This window comes from Streptomyces sp. NPDC001714 (assembly GCF_042892755.1).
Taxonomy (GTDB): domain Bacteria; phylum Actinomycetota; class Actinomycetes; order Streptomycetales; family Streptomycetaceae; genus Streptomyces.
Genome location: NZ_JBIAUL010000014.1, coordinates 37197 through 59122, shown reverse-complemented (window position 1 = coordinate 59122; position 21926 = coordinate 37197). Strand labels below are relative to the sequence as shown.

Below are 21926 nucleotides of genomic sequence, written 5' to 3'. Positions count from 1 at the left end.
TGCCGGAGCAACCCGCTCGGGTTGTGGTGGCGGTGCTGACACATGCCGAAGCGTTTGAACGTGCCGTGGTGCAGTGGGATTGCGGAGAGGTTTCGGAGGGAGACGGTGCTCCCGGTCTCGCGGGGCTGTCACGGGTGTGGAGCCCCCTGCCGCCAACCTCCATTGCCGAATCGATTCGACTGCTGATTCCCGCGGTGCGCAAGCTCTCTGCGTGGTCGAAAAGTTGCGGTGTGGCGGCAGCGGTACGACGGTGGGGCCGCCTGTCGCTCGGGCGATGAGGCAGTCACGGAGGTGCCCGGCGCCGTAGCCGGGATCGCTCGGCTGACCCACCATCATGCCGTTGAACAGGGGATACAGCCCAACAGACGGGTCACTGAGCACCGGTTCGCGGGACACCGGCCGAAGCGGTCGGACTTCGACCGTCACGTCGGCCCCGCACTCGCCGCGCGGCATGCCGCCCACCCCACGCATCGCCGGTGGTGTCTCCCGTCGAAGCGCTTGCGTCGAACCGATTCGCTCAATTTCCTCCGGTGCTTCGTGGGATCTGGAACGTATGCCGTTCCGGAAGCCGGGTGCCGTTCCCGCGGACTATCGAGGGGCCTTTTGATCGTTTCTGGGGACCGGTCGGCGGCCGGCCCCCGACTCCGCGCTCGCACCGGACCAGGACGATGTCATCCCGGTGGCGGCTGGGCCCAAGGGGCCGGTGGAGATCAGTACCCGGGCGGGTCAGGAGTCGGAAGCCGTGCTGGAGCCCGAACCGCCGATCCTCGCGCATTGAGCCTCTCCCACCTGGCAGCGGCCGGGAACCGATGAGGCCGTCGGTTGTGAGGATGACGGACCTCGTGGTGGCGGGTTCACGACGTGCTGGGCGAGTGCGCGAGCTGCAGGCGTGGTGCCGGCGGCAGCGGCGTGGGAGCTGCCGCCTCCGGTGCGGCGCGGAATGCCTCGATCACGTAGGCGGCGAAGCGGCGGGAGGCCGTGACACGGGCGCTAAGCGGCGTGTCTTGGAGGCCCCGGTGAGCCATGAGCATGAGGATCAGGTCGTCGACCACGAAGCCGTGGCGGAGCCGGCCGGTCTCCTGGGCGCGGCGGGCCAGTTCGGCGACCGCGCGCAGAGTCCGCTCTCGGTCGGAAACGAAATCCATGGCCTCCGGGAAGGCCGTCATGAAGGCGTCGGCGAATCCCCGGCTGTGCGCGTGGAGTTCGCAGATGCGCTCGACCAGGCTCCGGAATCCGTGCCAGGGGTCCGGGTCCGCGAGGGCGTCGTGGACGGCGGCGTGGCAGGCTCGCCGCTGCTCGGCGAAGGTCTCCGCGATCAGTGCCTGCTTGGTCGGGAAGTGCCGGTACAGCGTGGCGGGGCCGACGCCTGCCTGCCGGGCGACCTTCCGCATGGGCGCATTCAGGCCCTCCTCGCCGAACACCGCGCGGGCGGCCTCCAGGATGCGGGCCCGGTTGTCACGGGCGTCGGAGCGCACAGTCCGAGGCAAAACGTCCGTCATGGCTTCTCACTTTAGCCAAGTGGACGGGGGCGTCCGTTACGGTCCGATGGCGGTGCCGCCGCGACTGCGGGGCCGGCTCGACGCCCATGGCCACAGCAGCTGTGGCCCGTCCTTCCACCGACCCGAGGAGCAGCAATGAAAGCCGTCGTGATCAGGTCGTTCGGAAACCCGGACGGCCTGGAGATCGTCGACCTGCCCGTGCCCTTCCCTGCCCCGGGGCAGGTGCGCATTGCGACAGAGGCGATCGGGGTGGGCGGCGTGGACGCCGTGATCCGCCGGGGAGCACTCGCCGCCTACGGGTTCCGGGAGGGCCACCTCCTCGGCAGCGAGGTGGCGGGAAGCGTCACCGAGGTGGGAGAGGGCGTGGACGCCTCGTGGCTGGGGCGGCGGGTGTGGGCGTTCACCGGCCTGTCGGGTGGGTATGCCGAGCAGGCCGTCGCCGGGGTCGAGGACATCCTTCCGCTTCCCGACGGTCTGAGCGGCGCGGACGCGGTGGCCCTCGGCGGCTCCGGCGTGGTCGCCCATTTCGCCCTGGACCGGGCCCGTTTCGCGCCCGGCGAGACGGTGCTCGTACGCGGTGCGGCGGGCAGCATCGGGATCACGGCGGTCCAGCTCGCGGCCAGGGGCGGTGCGGGCGCGGTGGTGGTCACCACCTCATCGGCGGAGCGTGGCGCCCGCCTGCGGGACCTGGGTGCGACCCATGTCCTCGACCGCTCCGGCGAGGGCGGCTCGGACACGCCACCGGGCTTCGACGTGGTGATCGATGTCGTGGGAGGCTCCCAGCTTCCCGTATTCCTGGACAGGTTGAACTCCAACGGGCGGTATGTGGCTGTCGGCGTGGTCGGCGGACAGCCGCCCGCGGACTTCGGTACACGCCTGATGGACGCCTTCCGCAGGTCGCTGTCGTTCGCCACCTTCAGCTCCGACACCGTGCCCCGCCCCGACCGGCAGGCCGTGCGGTCGTCCCAGTTCGCCGATGCTGCTCACGGGGGCCTGCGCACGGTCGTGCACCACATGATGCCGCTGGACGAGGCGGTGCCGGCCCACCGCGAAATGGACGCGGGCAGGGTTTTCGGCAGGGTCGTGCTGGCGCCCTGAGCCGGACCTCGTCGGCTTGAGCGTCCGCCGGGGCAGCCGTCCCCGGCCGACCGTCCGCCGGAGCAGCGCGGGCGCCGGGCTGCGCGTTCCCCGACCGAGTTCGGGACCGAACGGGGGAGGATCCAGGGTCATGCGCTTCTCCTCGTGGGAGCGACTACGGCTGCGGAAACGGTCGTGAGAACACCCTCGGTCGTCAGGCCGAATATCTGGAGCCGCCGATCAGCGTTATTACCCCGACAAATCGCGAAGCTCCGGCCCTGCGGCTCTCGTTGATCTCGCGCGGGACGTCGGAATTTGTCTCTGAGGCAAATTCCGGCGCGCCGGGCTCGGTTCGGTGTGAGGGTTCCGTAACTCCGCTTTAGTCCGGATGACTTGGTTCGGTAATCGCCGCTGGCTGAAGTGGTGGTCACACGCAACGGCGAGGGGCGAAGACCTCGGCGCCAGGCATGGAGGATGTCATGCCCGAGATGTATTTCGATGTGCGCTGGCCCGACGGCGACATCCAGCGTTGTTATTCCCCCTCCACGGTAATCGAGGACTACTTCGAGGTGGGTGCCGAGTATGAAGTCGCCGACTTCCTGGAGCGGAGTCGGACGGCGCTCGGAATCGCCGGCGAGAGGGTACGGGAGAAATTCGGCTTCTCCTGCACCGGCGCCTCCGGTCAGCTGGAGCGGATCGAGGAGACGGCTCGCGTCCGTGCCTTCCCGGCCGACGGCAGGGTCACGGTCGAGGCGCTCCTCGACGCTGACGGGAGCGCACGGTGACCCCCGCACTCCGCCCTTCGGGAGCCCACTACACGGTGGCCGTGGTCGGCGGCGGCCAGGCCGGCCTGTCGGTCAGCCACTGTCTGGGCGAGCGCGGTGTCGACCACGTGGTGATCGAGGCCCATCGGATCGGGTACGAGTGGCGCGAGCGCCGCTGGGACTCCTTCTGCCTGGTGACCCCCAACTGGCAGTGCAGGCTCCCCGGCCACCCCTACGCCGGTACCGACCCCGACGGCTTCATGGTCCGCGACGACATCGTGCGCTACCTGGAGGAGTACGTCGCCGCCTTCCGACCGCCGCTGGTGGAAGGGGTGTCCGTGACCCGGCTGCGCCGCTCGGCGAGCGGTGTCTTCGACATCGCCACCACCGCCGGGGAGTTCACCGCCGACCAGGTCGTCGTCGCCACCGGCCCCTACCACACCCCGAAGCTGCCCCGCATGGCCGAGCGACTGCCCTCCGGCGTCGAGCAGTTCCACTCCTCCGGCTACCGCAACCCGGACCAACTCCCCGACGGCGCCGTCCTCGTGGTCGGCACAGGCCAGTCCGGCTGCCAGATCGCCGAGGACCTCCACCTCGCCGGCCGCCAGGTGCACCTAGCGGTCGGCAGCGCGCCCCGGGTCGCCCGCTTCTACCGCGGCCGTGACTGCGTGGCCTGGCTGGACGACATGGGCCACTACGCCAAGAGCATCGACGGGTTCGACGACGCCGACGCGGTGCGCCTGCGGGTCAACCACTACGTCACCGGCCGCGACGGCGGCCGCGACATCGACCTGCGCGCCTTCGCCCGTGACGGGATGCGCCTGTACGGCCGCCTCACAGCTGTCGAAGGAGCCGTCCTGGAGTTCGCCGACGATCTCAAGACCAACCTCGACCACGCCGACGCGGTGGCCGAGAGCATCAAGGACGCCATCGACGCGCACATCGAGGCCAGCGGTGTCCAGGCGGTCGCCGAGGCCCGCTACCTGCCCGTATGGCAGCCGGACGAGCAGCCGGGCGCCCTCGATCTCGTCGAGGCCGGCATCACCTCCGTCGTCTGGGCCACCGGCTTCACCCGCGACCACAGCTGGATCGAGATCCCCGCCTTCGACGGCCGCGGCTACCCCATGCACTGGCGGGGGGTCAGCAACGTCCCCGGCCTGTACTTCCTGGGCCTTCCCTGGCAGTACACCTGGGGCTCCGGCCGGTTCGAGGCGGTGGGCCGGGACGCCGAGTTCCTCGCGGCCCACATCGACGCCTCGCGACGCCTGGCCGACGTCTGCGGCACCCTGACCGGCGCGTCCAACGCCCTCGCCTCCGCCCTCCCGATCGGCTGACCGCCATGGTCTTCGACGCGCACCGTCACATCGGTGTCCTGCCCGCCCACCCCTTCTACGGTGGCCCGCCCGTCAACCCGGACACGACTGCCCGCGCCACCATCAAGCAGCTCATCGCCGACCTGGACGCCGAGGGCACCGAACGCGCCCTGGTCATCCCCAACTACGGCGTTCCCGACCCCGCGATCGCCTTCTCCTTCAACGAGTTGGCGATCGAGGCGGCGCAGAGCGACGATCGGATCCGAGCCGGGCTGTGGGTGTCGCCGCGCCCCGAGGACGGGCAACGCACCGCACAGGCACTGGCGTTGGCGGGCGAACCGGGGGTGAAGGCCCTCAAGCTCAGCTTCCTGCTCGGCGGCAGCCCCACCGCCCCGGCCTGCCGCCCGCTGCTCGACCGGATCTTCGCCACCGCTGCCCGGCACAGCCTGGTCGTCCACGTCCACACCTCGCCCGGCGCCGCCTCCGACATCGACGAGGTCGGCCACCTCGTCGACTGGTACGCCGACCAAGTCCCCGTCCACCTCGTGCACTTCGGCGGCGGCATGAGCGGCCACATCAAACTCGCCGGCTCCCGCTTCTTCGACTGGATCGCCGCCGGCAAGCGTGTCTACACCGACCTCTCGTGGGCCATCGGCTTCCTGCCGTACTGGCTCGCCAGGGAGATCGAGCAGCGCGGACTCGGCCACGATCGCGTGCTCTTCGCCAGTGATCAGCCGTGGGGCGACTTCACCGGCGAGTACGCCCGTCTCGCGCAGGCGACCGGCGGCGGCCGACTCGCCGACCTCGTCTTCCACGACACCTTCGCCGCCCTCTACGACTGACCGACACCCCTGCCCAGCCCCCGCCTCGCACAAGGAGAGAGCCATGTCCGAAGCCGTCCAGCTCAGCGACGTCGAGCAGAAGTCCCTCGACGAGATCCCGCACCCCTCCCTCCCCGAGGGCTCCAGCATCTACGGCTCCACCAAGGTCTTCCCCGACTACCGGGCCGAGGACGGCGAGACCTACTTCACCCTGGTCCACGGCATCGCCCACGAGTCGTCCGTGTCGTTCGTCGCCGTCCTCCAGGCCACCCGCGCCCTGCGCAAGGGCTTCGAGACCGCCATCTACTTCTACGGCCCCGGCTCCCTCAACTGCCTGGCCACCCGCGGCTTCCCGACCACCGGCAACTCCGCCTTCCCCGGCGAGCACAACATCAACAACCAGCTCAAGACATTCATCGCCGAGGGCGGCAAGGTCTACTGCTGCCGCTTCGGCCTCTCCCTGCACGGCGCCCGCGAGGAGGACCTCATCGAGGGCGTCATCCCCACCCATCCGCTCGACGTCCAGGACGCGCTGATCCACTACGCGCGCAAGGGCGCCATCATCAACTCCACCTACCAGCTGTAGGGAGACCGCCATGAGCACCGGCACCGGAACGACGGTGGATGTGCGGATCACGACCCGCGCCGAACTCGCCCTGCGCGGAGTGGCGTTGGACGCCCCCGTGCGGCGGCCGGACGGCGCGGGGCCGAGCGACGACGGTCACGTCCTCGTCGACGGTGCCGGTGCCGCGCTTCCCCGCAACCCCGACAGCCCCTACCGGGTCCGCGACGGCAGGGTGTGGCTCGGTGACGAAGACACCGGCCTCACCCTCACCGCCGTACAGCGCCCGAAGTTCTACGACCTCACCACGGCCGACGGCATCCCCTACGAGCACATCGCCCGCCTGCACGGCGCCGACGTCCTCGCCACCACCGTCGTCCAGACCTGCATCCGCTACGCCGACTCCGACCGCTGCCGCTTCTGCACCATCGAGGAGTCCCTGCGCTCCGGCGCCACGGTGGCCGCCAAGACACCGACGCAGCTCGCCGAGGTCGCCGAGGCCGCCGTACGGCTCGACGGCGTCAGGCAGATGGTCATGACCACCGGCACCACCGCCGGACCCGACCGCGGCGCCCGCAACCTCGTACGGTCGGTCCGGGCGGTGCTGGAGGCCGTGCCCGGCCTGCCGATCCAGGTGCAGTGCGAACCGCCCGGCGATCTCGCGTGGCTACAGGAACTGCACGACGCCGGCGCCACCGCCATCGGCATCCACGTCGAGTCCCTCGACGACGCGGTGCGCCGCCGCTGGATGCCCGGCAAGTCGACCGTCCCGCTGGCCGAGTACGAGGCCGCCTGGGACGAGGCCGTACGCGTCTTCGGACCCAACCGGGTCTCCACGTACCTCCTCGTCGGACTCGGCGAGGACCCCGACGAACTCGTCGCGGGGGCCGGGGACCTGATCGGGCGGGGGGTGTACCCCTTCGTCGTCCCCTTCCGCCCGATGCGGGGCACCCTCGCCGCCCGCGACGGCATCGCCGCCCCGAGCGCCGAACTGCTGCGGTACGTCACCGAGGGCGTCGCCGCCAGGCTGCGTGCCGCCGGGATGCGCGGCGCCGACCAGAGGGCGGGCTGCGCGGCCTGCGGGGCGTGCAGTGTGCTGCCGACGGCGGGCGGGTGAGGGGAGTGCTGCTCGACGGATCCCAGGCGTCGGCGGCGACGGAAAGGCCGTACGACATCCTGGCCCTGCTGGGCGACCGGAGCACCCTTGACCGTGGGACCTCCTTTCACGTCGAAGAGGCCGGCACGCGGCGAGAGCTGGCGGACTACCGGCGCCTGCGCCAGGACGTGTTCGTGCACGAACAAGGGCTGTTCGAAGGCCACGATCTGGACGATCGCGACACCGACCCGCGCACGCTGGTGCTGGTCGCCAAGGACACCGCGGGCACGGTCCTCGGCGGAGTCCGGCTGGGACCGGTCGACGACGGCCCGGACCTCGGCTGGTGGGCGGGCGGCCGGCTCGTCGTCGCGCCGAGCGCCCGCGGCCTCCGGGGCATCGGTGCCGCACTGGTGCGGGCCGCGTGTGCGCGGGCCGAAGCGGAAGGCGTACTGCGCTTCGACGCGACCGTCCAGCTGCGTGGCGAGCCCCTGTTCCGGCGGCTCGGCTGGCGTGCCGTGCGCCCGACAGCGGTCGCGAACACGCCGCACATGGTGATGCGTTGGCCCATCGGCCGGATCGCCGAGCAGGCGACGGCCACGAAGTCCGCGCTCGGCCCGCTGCTCGCCGCCCTTCCCGCTCCGCCCGGATTCGTCGGCGACGACGGCGCGCCCGTTCCCGGTACCGACGTGATCGCCGCCTGCGACGCGATCGTGTCGTCCATGGTCGAGCGCGACCCCGAGTGGGCGGGCTGGTGCGCCGTCCTCGTCAATGTCAACGACCTCGCGGCGATGGGCGCTTCACCCCTCGGCCTGCTCGACGCCCTCGGCGCCCGCGACGCCGCGCACGCGGCCCGGGTGCTCGCCGGACTCGGTCGGGCGTCGCGGGCCTACGCCGTCCCCGTCCTCGGCGGGCACACCCAGCTCGGCGTTCCGGCCGCCCTCTCCGTGACCGCGCTGGGCCGGACGGCGCATCCGGTGCCGGGCGGCGGCGGCCGTCCGGGTCACGCGGTGCGGCTGACCGCAGACCTCGGCGGTGGCTGGCGCGCGGGATACCGGGGCCGCCAGTGGGACTCGACGAGCCACCGCCGTACGGACGAACTGCGCGCCATGACCGGCGCGGTGGCCGCCGCCCGGCCCGCCGCGGCCAAGGACGTGTCGATGGCGGGCATCGCCGGCACCCTCGGCATGCTCGCCGAGGCGAGTGGCTGCCGGGCGGTGCTCGACGTGGCCGCCGTACCGCGACCGCCCGAGGCGACCGTCGGCGACTGGCTGACCTGCTTCCCCGGCTGGGCGATGCTCACCGCCGACGGGCCGGGCGCCCCGCCCCTGCCCGCCGGACCGGCCGCGGGCGCCGTGTGCGGCGAACTGACCACAGGGGAAGGCGTCGGGCTGCGCTGGCCCGACGGCGAGATCACCGAAGCGGTCGCCTCGACGGTGACCGGGATGGGAGCCGCATGAGCACGCTGCGGATGGCGGCAGTCGCCGCCGAGTTCGGCCGGGACCTGGAGGAGGACTTCCGCGTCGCCGAACGGCTGATCGAGGAGGCCCGGGAGCAGGACGTACGGCTTCTGGCCCTGCCGGAGGCGTGCCTGGGCGGATACCTGTTGAGTCTCGACGATTCCGCGGAACTCGACGAGGGCCCGCCCGCCCTCACCCTCGACGGCCCCGAGATCCGCCGCCTGGCCACCCTGGCCGGGGAGATGACGGTCGTCGCCGGCTACTGCGAGGCGGACGCGGACGGCAACCGCTACAACAGCGTCGTCTGCGTCACCGGCGACGGCGTTCTCGGCAACCACCGCAAGGTGCACCAGCCACTGAGCGAGGACGCGTCCTACGCCTCCGGGGACCGGTTCCACGCCTTCGACACCCCGGTCGGCCGGATCGGCATGATGATCTGCTACGACAAGGCGTTCCCGGAGTCCGCCCGGGCACTTGCACTGGACGGCGCGGAGATCGGGGTGTGCGTGTCGGCCTGGCCGGGCGCCCGGACCAACGCGGTCGCCGACCTCGAGGAGGACCGCTGGAAGCGCCGCTTCGACCTCTTCGACCGGGCTCGCGCCCTGGAGAACCAGATCGTGTGGCTGTCGGCCAACCAGGCGGGCACCTTCGGGTCGCTACGCTTCGTCGGCAGCGCCAAGGTCGTCGACCCCGGCGGCGAGATCCTCGCCGGCACGGGCGTGGCGGCCGGCATCGCCGTCGCCGAACTCGACGTCGTCCAGGCACTCCGGACCGCCCGCCGGTCGATGGGGCACCTGCGCGACCGGCGGCCCGAGACCTACACGTACGCAGGAGCAGTCACCGCATGAGCACGATCCGGATCGCGGCCGCGGCCGCCCACTTCGGCCGCGACCTGGAGTTCGACCTCGCCCGCATCGCCAAGCTGATCGACGACGCGCGCGCCTCCGGCGCCGGACTGCTCGTGCTGCCCGACGCGGCTCTCGGCGGCTACCTCGCCGACCTGCGCCACCCCGACCCCGAGGCCCTGCCCCCGGCCCTCAAGCCCGACGACCCGCTGATCCACCAGGTCGCCCGCCTGGCCGCCGAGATGGTGGTGTGCGTCGGCTACTGCGAGGACGCCGGCGACGAGCGCTTCAACGCCGCCGTCTGCGTCAGCGGCGACGGCGTCCTCGGCCGCCACCGCAAGGTCCACCTCCCGGCCGGCGAGGTCGCCGCCTACACGCCCGGCGACCGTTTCGACGCCTTCGACACCCCCGTCGGGCGCCTCGGCATGCTCATCGACTACGACAAGACCTTCCCGGAGTCCGCCCGATCCCTCGCCCTCGACGGCGCCGAGGTCCTCGCCTGCCTGTCCGCCTGGCCCACCTCCATCACCAACCGCGCCCCGCGCATGGCCCAGGACCGCCAGGCCAGGCTCTTCGACCTCTACGACCAGTCCCGCGCCGCCGAGAACCAGCTCGTCCTCGCCTCCTCCAACCAGACCGGCGCCATGGGCGGCATGCGCTTCCTCGGCCAGGCGAAGGTCGTCGGCCCCGGCGGCGACATCCTCGCCCGCACCTGGTCCAAGGCCGGCCTGGCCGTCGCCGAGGTCGACGTGACCGCCGAGATCGACCGCGCCCGCCGCGTCCTGCGCCATCTGGACGAGCGCCGCCCCACCGCCTACCGCGAGCACCCGTCGTGACCCAGCCTCCGGGAGCACCCTCGTGAAGATCGCCCTGCTCAGCTACTCCACCAAGCCGCGCGGCGGCGTCGTGCACACCCTCCACCTCGCCGAGGCCCTCGCCGCGCTGGGCGAGGACGTCACGGTGTGGACGCTGGGCCGGGGCGGCGACACGGGCTTCTTCCGGCCCGTCTCCCCGGCGGTACGGCTGCGGATCGTGCCATTCGCCGACAGCGCCTCCGGCCCCGCCGGCGAGACGGTCGGCGAACGCGTCGTGCGCTCCATCGCCACGCTCCGCGACGCCTTCGACCCCGCCCCGTACGACATCGTCCACGCCCAGGACTGCATCAGCGCCAACGCCGTCGGCCGCTGCGTCCGGACCGTCCACCACATCGACCACTTCACGACGCCCGAGCTGGCCGCCTGCCACGAGCGGGCCATCGTCGAGCCGTACGCGCACATCTGCGTGTCGGCAGCCGTGGCGGGCGAGCTCCGGGCGGGCTGGGCCCTGACGGCGGAGGTGATCCCCAACGGCGTGGCGTACGACCGCTTCGCCACCACCGACCCGGCGGCGAGGGCGAGTTGGGGTAGCCGCCTCGGCCGTTACGTCCTCACCGTAGGCGGCATCGAACCCCGCAAGGGCTCCCTGGACCTGCTGGAGGCGTACGCCCTGCTGCGCGCCGGCCACCCCGACGTCCGGCTGGTGATCGCGGGCGGCGAGACCCTCTTCGACTATCGCGACTACCGCGCCCGCTGGGAATCCCGGGCGGCAGAACTCGGCGTGGAACCGGTCGTGTTGGGCCCGGTGCCCGACGACGAGCTGCCCGCGCTGGTCGCCGCCGCGCAAGCCTTCGCCTTCCCCTCGCTCAAGGAGGGCTTCGGCCTCGCCGCCATGGAGGCTCTGGCCGCGGGCGTCCCGCTGGTCGTACGGGACCTGCCCGTCCTGCGCGAGGTCTTCGGTCCGGCAGCCCTCTTCGCCACCACGCCCGGCCAACTGGCCACCTCACTCGGCCACGCCCTCACGGTCGAGGACCCTGCCGGGCGGGCGGCCGGACGGGAGCTGGCCGCCGCTCACACCTGGGCCGAGGCGGCTCGTCGCCACCTGGCCCTGTACCGCACTCTGCGCTGACCGTGGGTTGTCGGCTTGTAGCGGCCGTCGCCGTCGGCATCGACACAACCGCCCTGACCGTCGGCAGGAAACCGCCTCCCGTGACGGCCTCGAGGGCGAGGCTGCCCACGGACGGATCCGGTCGCCAAGGGCGGCGCCTCGGGCGCCGGCCGCGGACGCGAGGCGGCGGGGGCCGGTCCCGGGCCCGCCCGGTGTCGCTGGCTCCCTGTGTTTGTGAGGATGCTGTAGGTGACAAGGGATTGTGCTTCCGGCTTGCGGAGCCGCTCCCTAGTCTCCGGTGCCCATGACAACAGAACACGCGCAGCAGTCCCAGGGGCCCAACGGACACAGCCGCCGACGCTTCCTGACCGCGAGCGGGGGAGTGGTCGCCGGAGCCGTGGGCGGGGGAGCGGTCGGCGCCCTGGGGGCGGCCGGCAGCGCGGCCGCGGCCCCCTCCGGCAAGCGCGTCGCCGTCCTCGGCGGCGGGGTCTCCGGCCTCAGCGCCGCTCACGAACTCGCCGAACGCGGCTACGCGGTCACGGTCTACGAGTACTACGACGCCCTCGGCGGCAAGGCCCGCTCGATGGACGTCCCCGGCACCGGAACGGGTGGCCGCAGGCCGCTTCCCGGGGAGCACGGCTTCCGCTTCTTCCCCGGCTTCTACCGGAACCTGCCGGACACCATGCGCCGCATCCCCTTCCCCGGCAACGCGAACGGCGTCCACGGCAACCTCCGCAGTGGTACGGAGGAGTTGTTCGCGCGCGGCTCGGGCCGCCCGGACCTGCACTTCCCGCTCCGCCGGGTCACCACCCCGCCCGCCCCCGGCGACCTCACCCCGTCCTGGATCCGCGACCAGGTCCTGTCGGTGCTGGACCTCGGAACTCACCTGCCCGCCCACGAGGCCGCCTACTTCGCCGACCGCCTCCTGGTCCACCTCACCAGCTGCGACGCCCGCCGCGAGGGGCAGTGGGAGAAGGTCGCATGGTGGGACTTCATCCGGGCCGGCGAGATGAGCCGCGAGTACCAGGTGCTCCTCGGCATCGGCCAGACCCGCAACCTCGTCGCCACCCGCGCCGAGATCGCCTCCACCCGCACCGTCGGCCGCGTCATCATCGAAGCCCTCATCCTGTGGGGCCTGCTCGGTCGCGGCATGGACGGCGACGCGGACGTCGACCGGGTGCTGAACGCCCCGACCAGCGAGGCGTGGATCGACCCCTGGGAGACGCAACTGCGCTCCCTGGGCGTCGAGTTCGTGCTCGGCACCGAGGTCCGGGAGGTGCTGTACGGCGGCGGCCGGGTGACCGGCGTACGGGTGGCGGCGCGCGACGGCAGCCGGCCGCGCACCGTCACCGCCGACCACTACGTCAGCGCCCTCCCGGTCGAGCACGCGCGTCTGACCTGGGGCCCGGCTCTGCGCGCCGCCGACCCGCAGCTCGGGCGGTGCGACGCGCTCAAGACGGACTGGATGACCGGCGTGATGTTCTACCTGCGCACGCCCACCCCCGTCGTGCACGGCCACATCAACTGCCTCGACTCACCGTGGGCGGTCACCGGGATCGGCCAGACGCAGTTCTGGGACGTCCGGGACTTCCCGCGCGACTACGGAGACGGGCAGGCCCGCGAGTGCCTGTCCGCGATCATCTCCGAGTGGGACAAGCCCGGCATCCTGTACGGCAAGACGGCCCGTGAGTGCACCAAGGACGAGATCGTCGCCGAACTGTGGGCCCAGCTGAAGGACGGGCTGAACGACTCGGGCAAGACGACGCTCAGGGACGAGGACCGGCTCGGCTGGTTCATGGACCCGGCGGTGACGGGCCTCGGCGGCCCCGACCCGCAGAACCGCGAGCAGCTCCTCATTCACCCCACCGGCACGCTGTACCACCGCCCGTCGGCGATGACGGCGGTGCCGAACTTCTTCCTCGCGGGCGACTACGTCCGCACGGACGTGGACCTGGCGACCATGGAAGGCGCCAACGAGTCCGCCCGACGCGCCGTCAACGCACTCCTGGACGCGGACGATTCAAGCGCCGAGCGGTGTCATGTCTGGGAGCTGTTCCGGCCACCGGAGATGGAGCCCCTGAAACGGGTCGACGAGGTGCGCTATCGGCTGGGGCTGCCCAACACCTTCGACCTGGGCTAGCACCCGGAGCCGGGGCGGAGCGGGGCCGCGAAGGCGCGCCGCTCCTCACGTGGGCGCGGCGCCGCACTGCGTGACGCCGCCGAGCCGGTCGCTTATCTCCTGTGGACATCCGGCCGGAGTACTCTGACGACGGGAGTTTGAACTCTCAAACAGTCGCTCATCGGAGAACGTCATGCGCGTCGCGATCACCGGATCCACCGGACTCATCGGTTCCGCCCTCACCCGTTCCCTCCTCGCCGACGGTCACCGTGTGCTGCGTCTGACCCGCGGCCGGACCGCGGCCCGGACGGCCGACGGCACCGAATCGGCGACCTGGGAGCCCGGCGCCCGGCTGGACCCGGCCGTCCTGGACGGTGTCGACGCCGTGGTCCACCTCGCCGGAGCCGGGGTCGGCGACCGGCGCTGGACCGCGGCGTACAAGCAGGAGATCAGGCTCAGCCGCCTCCAGGGGACGCGGACCATCGCCGAGGCCTGTGCCGAGGCCGCCGAGCGGCCCCGGGTGCTGATCTCCGCCTCGGCCACCGGCTACTACGGCGACACCGGCGACCGTGTCGTCACGGAGTCCGACCCGGCCGGAAACGACTTCCTGGCCTCCGTCTGCGTCGGCTGGGAGGCCGCCGCCGCGCCGGCCGAGCGGGCCGGCGTGCGGGTCGTGCACCCGCGTACCGGTCTCGTGGTCTCCGCCGGCGGCGGCGCCTGGGGCAGGCTGTTCCCGCTCTTCCGGTTCGGCCTCGGCGGCCGGCTCGGCTCGGGCGACCAGTTCTGGCCGTTCATCTCGCTCCCCGACCACATCGCCGCGCTGCGCCACGCGATCGACCACGAGGACATCGCCGGTCCCCTCAACTTCACGGCCCCCGAACCGCTGACGAACCGCGAGATCACCCGCGCGATGGGCCGGATCCTGCACCGGCCCACCCTCGCCGCCGTCCCCGCCCTCGCGCTGCGGATCGTCCTCGGCGAGTTCGCCGAAGGCATCACCGGCAGCTGCCGGGCCGTTCCGGACGGACTGCTGAAGGCGGGTTTCACGTTCCGCCGGCCCGGCATCGACGAGGCGCTGCGCGCCGCGCTGGACCAGGGCTAGCCGGGCGGGCCCGCCCGGCCCCGGTGGTCGCTCCGACCTGCCGCGTTAACCTGTCCTTATGTGCCCGAACCGTCCGGAGGGGGCTGAACCCGACTCGTCCCCGGCCGCGGGGACACGGGCGCGGGCACTGGCGTTGGCCCTTCGGCAGGCCACGACGGCGGTCGGGGGACGGGGCGCCCTCCTGCACCGGTGGGATTCCGGCACGGGCCTGCTGACCCTGGTGGCGGTGGACGGTGTCGACGCCGGGACGGCGCGGGCCTGGGCGGAGCTTTACGAGGAACAGGACGTACCGCCGTCCCGCGCGCTGCGCCGCGGTGTCCTCGTCCAGGTGGCCGGGGACTGCCTCGGGACCGGCGCGGCCGGCACGGTGGCGGTTCCCCTGATCGGGGCCGACGGGCCCGTCGGCACGCTCTCGGTCCTGCTGCCCGGAACCGGCGGCCCCGACGACGTGCAGCTGTCCTTCCTGCACGCGGTGGCCGCCTGGACCGCCGGGCGTCTGGCGTGCACCGCCGGGAACCCGCCGCAGGGGGAACCCGCGCCCGGGCACGAGCGCATGCTCCGGACGGCGGAGCTGACCGCGACGCTCGCCGAGGCCGTGACCGTCCAGGACGTCGTCCGGGCCGTGGCGGAGCACGTCCTGGCCCCGTTCGGCGCCGACGGGCTGGTCGTCTGCGTGTTCGAGAACGGCAGGCTGACCAGGGTGGGCGAGGTCGGCTACCCGGCGGAGTACCTGAAGCGGTTCGAGGGGCCGCTCGAGGCCGGCATGCCCGTCACCGACGTGCTGCGGACCCGCAGGGCGCAGTTCATGGAGTCCCCCGCCCAGATGTACGAGCGCTATCCCGCCATCACGGACAAGATCCTGATGGGTACCTCGCCGAAGAGGGCGTGGGCGTTCCTGCCGCTGATCGCCTCGGGGCGGGTCATCGGGGTGTCCGTGCTGTCGTACAACCAGCCGCGCCCCTTCGGCGAGGACGACCGCACCCTCCTCACCACCCTCAGCGTCCTGGTCGGCCAGGCACTCGAGCGGGCCCGTCTGTACGACCTGGAGCACGCCCGCGCGCAGGAACTGCAGAGCGCTCTGCTGCCCCGGAGCCTGCCCCGGCTGCCCGCCGCCGTCGCGGCCGCGCGCTATCTGCCGGCGGGCCGGGGCGAGCAGGTGGGCGGCGACTGGTTCGACGTGATCCCGCTCTCCGCGGACCGGGTCGCCCTGGTGATCGGCGACGTGATGGGCCACGGGATCGCCGAGGCCGCCACCATGGGCCGGCTGCGCACCGCCGTACGCACCCTCGCCGACCTCGACATGGCCCCGGACGAACTGCTGGGTCACCTCAACGACCTGGTCAGCGACCTGGGCGAGGACTTCTACGCCACCTGTCTCTACGCCGTCTACGACCCGGTCGGCCGGACCTGCTGCTACTGCCTCGCCGGGCATCCGCCGCCGGTGTTCGTGCATCCCGACGGCACCGTGCTCAGCCCCGTCGTGAGCCCCGATCCGCCGCTCGGAGCCGCCACCCCGCCGTTCGCCGTGCACGAACTCGTGCTCCCGGACGGCAGCCTGGTCGTCCTGTGCACGGACGGGCTCGTCGAGTCCGACACCCAGGACGCCGAGCAGGGACTGGCCGAACTGCTGCGCGTCCTGCGCCGGGCCGCGGTCCGGCCCGCCCGCTTCACCGGCACCGACCAGGAGGAGGACGTCCGGGGCCTTGCGGAGCTGTGCGACACGGTCGTCTCGGAGCTGCTCCCGGACCGGGAGCGGACCACCGACGACGCGGCCCTGCTCATCGCGCATACGAGGGCCACGCCCGTCGGCAACATCGCCTCCTTCGGCCTGCCCGACGACCCCCGGGCGGCCGGCCAGGCCCGTGAACTCGTCCGCGACCAGCTCTCCCGGTGGGGCCTGGACGACCTGTCGATGACCACCGAACTCCTGGTGAGCGAGCTGGTCGGCAACGTGATCCGGCACGCCAGAGGCCCCATGCGGCTACGGCTGCTCCGCAGCCGCATCCTGACCTGCGAGGTCTACGACGGCAGCCTCAGCACCCCGCGCATCCGCCACGCCACCTACACCGACGAGGGCGGCCGCGGCCTCCAGCTGGTCGCCGCGCTCTCCCGGCGCTGGGGCGCCCGCTACCTCAGCGACGCCAAGTGCATCTGGACCGAGCAGGACATCGCGAACGGCTCACCGGACCGGGTCGGCGCCCTGCCCTGAGAGCCCGCTCCTGCCGACCGCCCAGGCCGCCGTGATGACCACGTCGACCCGGAGGAACACCGGGTTGTCCCGGTGTTCCTCCGGCGTCGAACGGCGTGCGACGATCCATCGATATTCTATTACTGACAGGTCGGAGGTAACATGTCTTACCGAATCTGTCAACATTGGACTTACGATGGATTCATGAGCCTTCGCCACGCACTCCTCGGACTCCTCGTCGACCGGCCCGCCAGCGGCTACGACCTGCTGAAGCTGTTCGACACCTCGCTGGCCCACGTCTGGCCGGCCACCCAGAGCCAGGTCTACGGAGAACTGAACCGCCTCGCGGAGGCCGGTCTGGTCGACGTGTCCGCCGAGGGGCCGCGCCGGCGCAAGGAGTACCGGGTCACGGAGGAGGGGCTCAAGGAAGTGCGGGAGTGGCTGGTCGCGCCGACCCAGCAGCAGCCGCGCCGCAGCGAGCTGCTGCTCAAGGTGTTCTTCTTCGGCCTGGCGTCGGACGAGCAGGCCCGCGCGGTCCTGGCCGAGCGGGAGCAGGTGGCCGCGTCCTATCACGAGGCGCTCGCGGAGCTGAGAGCCGAACTGGAGAAGGACGAGGGGCCGTTGACCGCCAACGGCCGGATCGCCCTGGAATACGGCCTGCGCTGGGCCGAGATGGAGCGGGACTGGGCCCGCTGGGCCGCCGAACAGCTCGGCTGAACGCCGTCGGCGGCACACCGGCCGGGTGCCCCGGGGCTCCCTAGCTCACGAACCCCACATGGGCCAGGGCCTGCTTCAGCAGCACCCCGTGGCCGCCGGGCATCTCGCTCTGCACGGCCTCCAGCATGGCCTCCTGCGGACTGAACCACACCAGGTCCAGGGCGTCCTGCCGGGGCCGGCAGTCCCCGGTGACCGGCACGATGTAGGCCAGCGACACCGCGTGCTGACGCGGGTCGTGGTACGGGGTGACACCGAGCGTCGGGAAGTACTCGGCGACCGTGAACGGCTGCAGGGAGGCCGGCACCCGGGGCAGCGCCACCGGGCCGAGGTCCTTCTCCAGATGGCGCAACAGGGCGTCGCGGACCCGCTCGTGGTGCAGGACACGGCCGGAGACGAGGGTCCGGCTGACCGTTCCGTCCGGGCCGATGCGGAGCAGCAGGCCGATGCTGGTGACTTCGCCGCTGTCGTCGACACGCACGGGCACGGCCTCCACATACAGGATCGGCATGCGGGCGCGCGCCATCTCCAGCTCGTCGGAGGACAGCCAGCCGGGCGTGGTTTCGGTCATGTCAGACATTGCTTGATCATACTTTCCGGACAGGGCGCGCGGTCAGTCGCGGCCGGGGTCGGATGCGGGAAGGCCGTAGAGGCGACGGGCGTTGTCACGTCCGGTCCAGGCGGCGATCCGCACCGCGTCGGTCGGGCTCAGTTCGTCGGCGTCCACCCGGTCCTGGAGCATTCCGGCCAGCCCCTGCCGGAAGGACAGTGCGCCGAGGTGGTGGAACTCGGCCACACCATAGGCGTCCGAGCTGTACAGCAGTTTGCGGAACGGGGTGATCTCCATCGCCTCCGCCAGCACCGCCCCGGCCCGGGCCGGGCCCACATGGTGCAGGGCGAGCCCGACGTCGAGGTAGACGTGTTCGAACACCGCGGCCAGGTAGGCGGCCTGGCGCTGGTAGGGCCAGCAGTGCAGCAGGAGCACCGGGACGGTTCCCACGGTCAGCCGCAGCCAGTCGGTGAGCAGGGCCGGATCCGCGTGGTGCAGCCGCAGGTCCGAGTCCCCGAAACCGGCGTGGAGCTGGAGCGGCAGCCCGAGCCCGACGGCGGTCCACAGCAGATGACGCATCAGGACCGGGTCGGTGAGTCTGCCGCCCCCGGAGAACCACAGCGCGGCCGCCCGGGTCACCTCGGCGTACGTCGGCCGCGCCGGGTCCAGGGCGAAGCCGGTGCGGTAGGCGGCCACCGACTTGACCGCGACCACACCCGGCCGCCGTACCGCCTCCTCGGCCGCCGCCCGGAAGGCGCCCGCGTATGCGGCCGCGTCGACGCCCTGCGCGGCCACCGCCTCGGCGACGCTCTCCAGACGCACGACCTCGTAGGCACGCGCGCCGGCCGCCGCCGCGAGTTCGGCGGGGGAGGTGACCGGGTGCGGGGCGTACCCGGTGTCCACGCAGAACGCCTCCGTGTGCGCGGCCGTCAGGAACCGGCGGTTGACCTCCTGCCAGCCCAGTTCGGCCCGGCGCGCCAGGTAGTCGGCGGCTGGCGCGTGCCGGTCCAGGTCCAGCAGGGGCGCGCAGTGCCGTCGTACGGCGATGCCGGCCGGGCTGTCGAACGGCGAGACGCCCGGCCAGGCCTCGCCCTCGGTCAGCAGCGACTCGAACTCGGGCTCGGCGAGGTCGGCGGTGACCGCGCCGTGGCAGTGGTGGTCGACGAGCGGGAGCGCGTCGAGGGCCTCCCGGACCACTCCCGGCATCAGTACTTCCAGCGGTAGGCCGCCGCCACCCCGGCGTCGTCGAGCCCGGCGACCGCCGCCGTCTCGCCTTCGCGCACGGCGATCACCGCGTCCGCGAGGACCGGGCCGAGCGCGGTGCGCAGCACCTCGTCCTCGCGGAACTCCTCGACGGCCTGGGGGAGCGAGGTCGGCAGCCGGCGTACGCCCCGGGCCACCGCCTCGTCCGGGATCAGCCGGGCCGGGTCGTCGGTGACCTCCTCGGGCAGCGGCGCGGCCGTGGCGAGCCCGTCGAGCCCGGCGGCGATGGCGCAGCCGAGGGCCAGGTACGGGTTGGCGGCCAGGTCGACCGGCTTGATCTCCAGATTGGCGTCCTGGCTCTGGTGGCCGGCCGTTCCGGTGATGACCCGGATCCCGGTCTCGCGGGTCTCCCGGCCCCAGGCCGTGTACACCCCCGCCCACTGGGAGGGCTTGAGCCGCAGGTAGCTGGCCGGGCTCGGCGCGGTCACCGCGGTCAGTGCGGGCAGGTGCGTCAGCAGCCCGGCGATGAAGGACTCCGCCGCGGCCGTCATGCCGTAGCGGGCGTCGCCCCCGGCGTGCAGGTTGACCCCGTGCCGCCACAGGGAGAGATGCAGGTGGCCGCCGTTGCCGACGCCCCGCTCGGCGACGGCCGGGGCGAAGGAGGCCCGCAGGCCGTACTTCTGCGAGACGGCGCGGATGGTCTGCCGTACCAGCACGCTCTGGTCGGCCGCCGCCACCGGGTCCAGGGCGCCGGTGGAGAGCTCGAACTGGCCGGGCGCGTACTCGGGGTGGAGCTGGGCGACCGGCACCTCCTGCTTCTCGAGGGCCGCGAGCAGATCGGCGGTGTAGTCGCTCAGCTCGATGTGCCGGGCGGCGCTGTACGCAGGGCCCGACGTGGCCGGTGCGAACTCGTCGGCCGGTGCGGCGGCCCGGCCGAGCGTCCACTCGATCTCGACGCCCGCTCTGAAGGTGACGCCGTGCCGGTCCCCGGCGTCGGCGACGATCCGGCGCAGGAAGGTGCGGCTGCACCCGGGATGCCGCTCACCCTCCTGGGTGACCCGGTCGACGGGCGCCCAGGCCCAGCCGGGCTGGGCGGCGAGCACCACCAGCCGGTCCAGGTCCGGGTAGAGGCGCAGATCGCCGTCGGGCGAGCCGAGGACGTCGGTGCGCACGATCGCGTCGTTCGCCAGGAAGGTGTCGAACACCGGGGACATGCCGACGCCCCAGGCCACCGCCGGCTGCAGCCCCTGCCAGGGAACCGTCTTCACCCTGCAGACCCCGGCGGTGTCCACATAGGCCAGCACGATCCCGCGCACGCCCTGCGCGGACAGCTCGTGGGCGAGGGCATGGGCCCGGGCCAGATCGCCGGGGCTCCCGCCGGGTACGGGGTCGACCAGGGGTGGCATACGACGTCCTCCTCGACGGGCTCGGATGCACGCGTCCGGGCCAGCGTTTCACGCCGACCGCGCCGAACTGCGCTACCGGCGCCGGGGAGTCGGTCCCGGCGGGCGCCGGCAGGCCCGTCGGCCAAGGTGTCCCGGCAGGCGCGTGTGGTGCTGCAGCCCGCTCAGGCGTGGCCGTTGCGCCAGGCCCGGGCGACGATCTCCACCCGGTTCCGGGCCGACGGCTCGAGCCGGACGCTGGGCATGCGCGTTGTGACCGTGGACAGCGAGACGAACAGCTCGGCGGCGATCTCGGCGTCGGTACGGCCGACGGCGACCAGCCGCACCACGTCCAGCTCACGGTCGGTGAGGGGCCCGGCGAGGGGTGCGGTGCTCACGGCTTGACGAGACGGTCCTGCTCCACCGGCGGTGTGCCGTCGCGCCAGGGCAGCGGCTTGCCGAAGCGGATCAGCTCGCCGTAGAGGCCGGGGTCGACGTCCTCGGCGAAGACCAGGTCGAGCACCGCACGGGCGGCCTCGGCGGGGGACTGGGCCCCGCTGTAGTCGCTGAACCAGGGGCGGGACGTCGCGGTGTCGACCATGCCGGGGCAGACGGAGGCGACCAGGGTCCCGGTGGCCAGGTCCTGCTCCCGGCGCTCGGCGGCGACCGCGCGGACGGCGGCGACCTGGGCCACCTTCGAGGGCACGTTCAGCCAGACGGGCCAGCCCGCCTCCGTGGCGGTGCGGTTGTGGACGGCGCTGCGCCAGGACTCGACGGCGTACTCGACCTGGTCGAGGTCGGCGCCGTCGAACAGGTGGTGCAGCCGTGAGTCGAGATGGCCGAGGGTGCCGAGCGAACTGGCCACCACGAGCAGCCGGCCGCGGGGGCGCAGGACGGCACCGAAGGAGCGCAGGATCGCGTGGGTGGCGGTGTTCGAGACGTCGATGAACTCGTCGGCCCGCTCCGACTGCGAGTCCTCGGGCAGGACTCGGGCGACCGCGTTGGAGACGACGACGTCCACCCCGCCGTACCGGACCCCGAGTTCGTCGGCGAGCCGGGCGATCGCGTCGGTGTCGGTGACGTCCAGGACCCGGCCTTCGACGCGGGCGCGCGTCTCGGGCAGCCGGGCGACCTCGACGGCGGCGTCCGTCACACGCGCGGGGTCGCGTCCGGTGAGCAGGACCAGGTCGTCCGGGCCCAGCCGGGCGGCGAGTCCTTCCGCGAGGGCGCGGCCGAGTCCTTGGTTGGCGCCGGTGACGAGGGCGATACGGGAAGCGTTCATGCATCCCACGCTAGGAACCGCACGTCCAT

Annotated in this window: 20 protein-coding genes; 14 read left to right on the top strand and 6 right to left on the bottom strand. The window is 72.6% G+C overall.

Translation table 11 applies throughout. The annotated features are described in order from the left end of the window. Window positions 1–854: 854 nt before the first annotated feature. The gene (locus ACFY0P_RS32275) at window positions 855–1499 is read right to left on the bottom strand and encodes a TetR/AcrR family transcriptional regulator (protein WP_388921005.1); all 645 of its coding nucleotides are present in this window, start codon (window positions 1497–1499) and stop codon (window positions 855–857) included. Window positions 1500–1634: 135 nt separating this feature from the next. On the opposite strand from ACFY0P_RS32275, the gene ACFY0P_RS32270 reads away from it, so the two are divergent. The 14 genes from ACFY0P_RS32270 to ACFY0P_RS32205 all read left to right on the top strand — a co-directional run bounded on the left by ACFY0P_RS32270 (window position 1635) and on the right by ACFY0P_RS32205 (window position 17483). Next, window positions 1635–2597 (top strand): zinc-dependent alcohol dehydrogenase family protein, encoded by a 963-nt coding sequence (locus ACFY0P_RS32270; RefSeq protein ID WP_388921002.1) that lies wholly within the window; start codon window positions 1635–1637, stop codon window positions 2595–2597. A gap of 458 nt (window positions 2598–3055) precedes the next feature. Continuing rightward, window positions 3056–3361, top strand: a complete 306-nt coding sequence (locus ACFY0P_RS32265) for an MSMEG_0570 family nitrogen starvation response protein (RefSeq protein ID WP_388920999.1) — start codon at window positions 3056–3058, stop codon at window positions 3359–3361. Beyond that, a complete protein-coding gene (locus ACFY0P_RS32260; protein WP_388920996.1) occupies window positions 3358–4674 on the top strand; it encodes an MSMEG_0569 family flavin-dependent oxidoreductase in 1317 nt (438 codons plus the stop codon). The genes ACFY0P_RS32265 and ACFY0P_RS32260 overlap by 4 nt, the downstream gene beginning before the upstream one ends. Before the next feature lie 5 nt (window positions 4675–4679). Next, the gene (locus ACFY0P_RS32255) at window positions 4680–5495 is read left to right on the top strand and encodes an amidohydrolase family protein (RefSeq protein ID WP_388920993.1); all 816 of its coding nucleotides are present in this window, start codon (window positions 4680–4682) and stop codon (window positions 5493–5495) included. Between the two features lie 43 nt (window positions 5496–5538). After that, window positions 5539–6060 (top strand): MSMEG_0572/Sll0783 family nitrogen starvation response protein, encoded by a 522-nt coding sequence (locus ACFY0P_RS32250; RefSeq protein ID WP_388920990.1) that lies wholly within the window; start codon window positions 5539–5541, stop codon window positions 6058–6060. A 10-nt stretch (window positions 6061–6070) separates the two neighbouring features. Continuing rightward, the gene (locus ACFY0P_RS32245) at window positions 6071–7153 is read left to right on the top strand and encodes an MSMEG_0568 family radical SAM protein (RefSeq protein WP_388920988.1); all 1083 of its coding nucleotides are present in this window, start codon (window positions 6071–6073) and stop codon (window positions 7151–7153) included. Window positions 7154–7158: 5 nt separating this feature from the next. After that, window positions 7159–8589, top strand: a complete 1431-nt coding sequence (locus ACFY0P_RS32240; RefSeq protein ID WP_388920985.1) for an MSMEG_0567/sll0787 family protein — start codon at window positions 7159–7161, stop codon at window positions 8587–8589. Next, the gene (locus ACFY0P_RS32235; RefSeq protein WP_388920982.1) at window positions 8586–9437 is read left to right on the top strand and encodes a carbon-nitrogen hydrolase family protein; all 852 of its coding nucleotides are present in this window, start codon (window positions 8586–8588) and stop codon (window positions 9435–9437) included. The genes ACFY0P_RS32240 and ACFY0P_RS32235 overlap by 4 nt, the downstream gene beginning before the upstream one ends. Beyond that, the gene (locus ACFY0P_RS32230) at window positions 9434–10270 is read left to right on the top strand and encodes a carbon-nitrogen hydrolase family protein (protein ID WP_388920979.1); all 837 of its coding nucleotides are present in this window, start codon (window positions 9434–9436) and stop codon (window positions 10268–10270) included. The genes ACFY0P_RS32235 and ACFY0P_RS32230 overlap by 4 nt, the downstream gene beginning before the upstream one ends. A 22-nt stretch (window positions 10271–10292) precedes the next feature. Continuing rightward, window positions 10293–11378, top strand: a complete 1086-nt coding sequence (locus tag ACFY0P_RS32225) for an MSMEG_0565 family glycosyltransferase (RefSeq protein ID WP_388920976.1) — start codon at window positions 10293–10295, stop codon at window positions 11376–11378. 283 nt (window positions 11379–11661) lie between these two features. Then, the gene (locus ACFY0P_RS32220) at window positions 11662–13497 is read left to right on the top strand and encodes an FAD-dependent oxidoreductase (RefSeq protein ID WP_388920973.1); all 1836 of its coding nucleotides are present in this window, start codon (window positions 11662–11664) and stop codon (window positions 13495–13497) included. 172 nt (window positions 13498–13669) lie between these two features. After that, window positions 13670–14578, top strand: coding sequence for a TIGR01777 family oxidoreductase (locus ACFY0P_RS32215; protein WP_388920971.1), 909 nt, complete (start codon window positions 13670–13672; stop codon window positions 14576–14578). Window positions 14579–14636: 58 nt separating this feature from the next. Beyond that, entirely contained in the window at window positions 14637–16787 is a 2151-nt protein-coding gene (locus ACFY0P_RS32210; RefSeq protein WP_388920969.1) for a SpoIIE family protein phosphatase, read from the top strand. A 183-nt stretch (window positions 16788–16970) separates the two neighbouring features. Next, window positions 16971–17483, top strand: a complete 513-nt coding sequence (locus ACFY0P_RS32205) for a PadR family transcriptional regulator (RefSeq protein ID WP_388920967.1) — start codon at window positions 16971–16973, stop codon at window positions 17481–17483. 40 nt (window positions 17484–17523) lie between these two features. Here the strand turns inward: ACFY0P_RS32205 and ACFY0P_RS32200 are convergent, their stop codons facing one another. From ACFY0P_RS32200 to ACFY0P_RS32180, 5 genes are all read right to left on the bottom strand, one after another. Further along, entirely contained in the window at window positions 17524–18051 is a 528-nt protein-coding gene (locus ACFY0P_RS32200) for an NUDIX hydrolase family protein (protein ID WP_181808617.1), read from the bottom strand. Between the two features lie 42 nt (window positions 18052–18093). After that, window positions 18094–19236, bottom strand: a complete 1143-nt coding sequence (locus ACFY0P_RS32195) for an amidohydrolase family protein (protein WP_388920964.1) — start codon at window positions 19234–19236, stop codon at window positions 18094–18096. After that, window positions 19236–20639, bottom strand: a complete 1404-nt coding sequence (locus ACFY0P_RS32190; protein WP_388920961.1) for a glutamine synthetase — start codon at window positions 20637–20639, stop codon at window positions 19236–19238. Before ACFY0P_RS32190 ends, ACFY0P_RS32195 begins: the two co-directional genes overlap by 1 nt. A gap of 161 nt (window positions 20640–20800) precedes the next feature. Next, the gene (locus ACFY0P_RS32185; protein WP_388920958.1) at window positions 20801–21013 is read right to left on the bottom strand and encodes a response regulator transcription factor; all 213 of its coding nucleotides are present in this window, start codon (window positions 21011–21013) and stop codon (window positions 20801–20803) included. After that, window positions 21010–21897 (bottom strand): SDR family NAD(P)-dependent oxidoreductase, encoded by an 888-nt coding sequence (locus tag ACFY0P_RS32180; RefSeq protein WP_388920955.1) that lies wholly within the window; start codon window positions 21895–21897, stop codon window positions 21010–21012. The genes ACFY0P_RS32185 and ACFY0P_RS32180 overlap by 4 nt, the downstream gene beginning before the upstream one ends. Window positions 21898–21926: the final 29 nt, after the last annotated feature.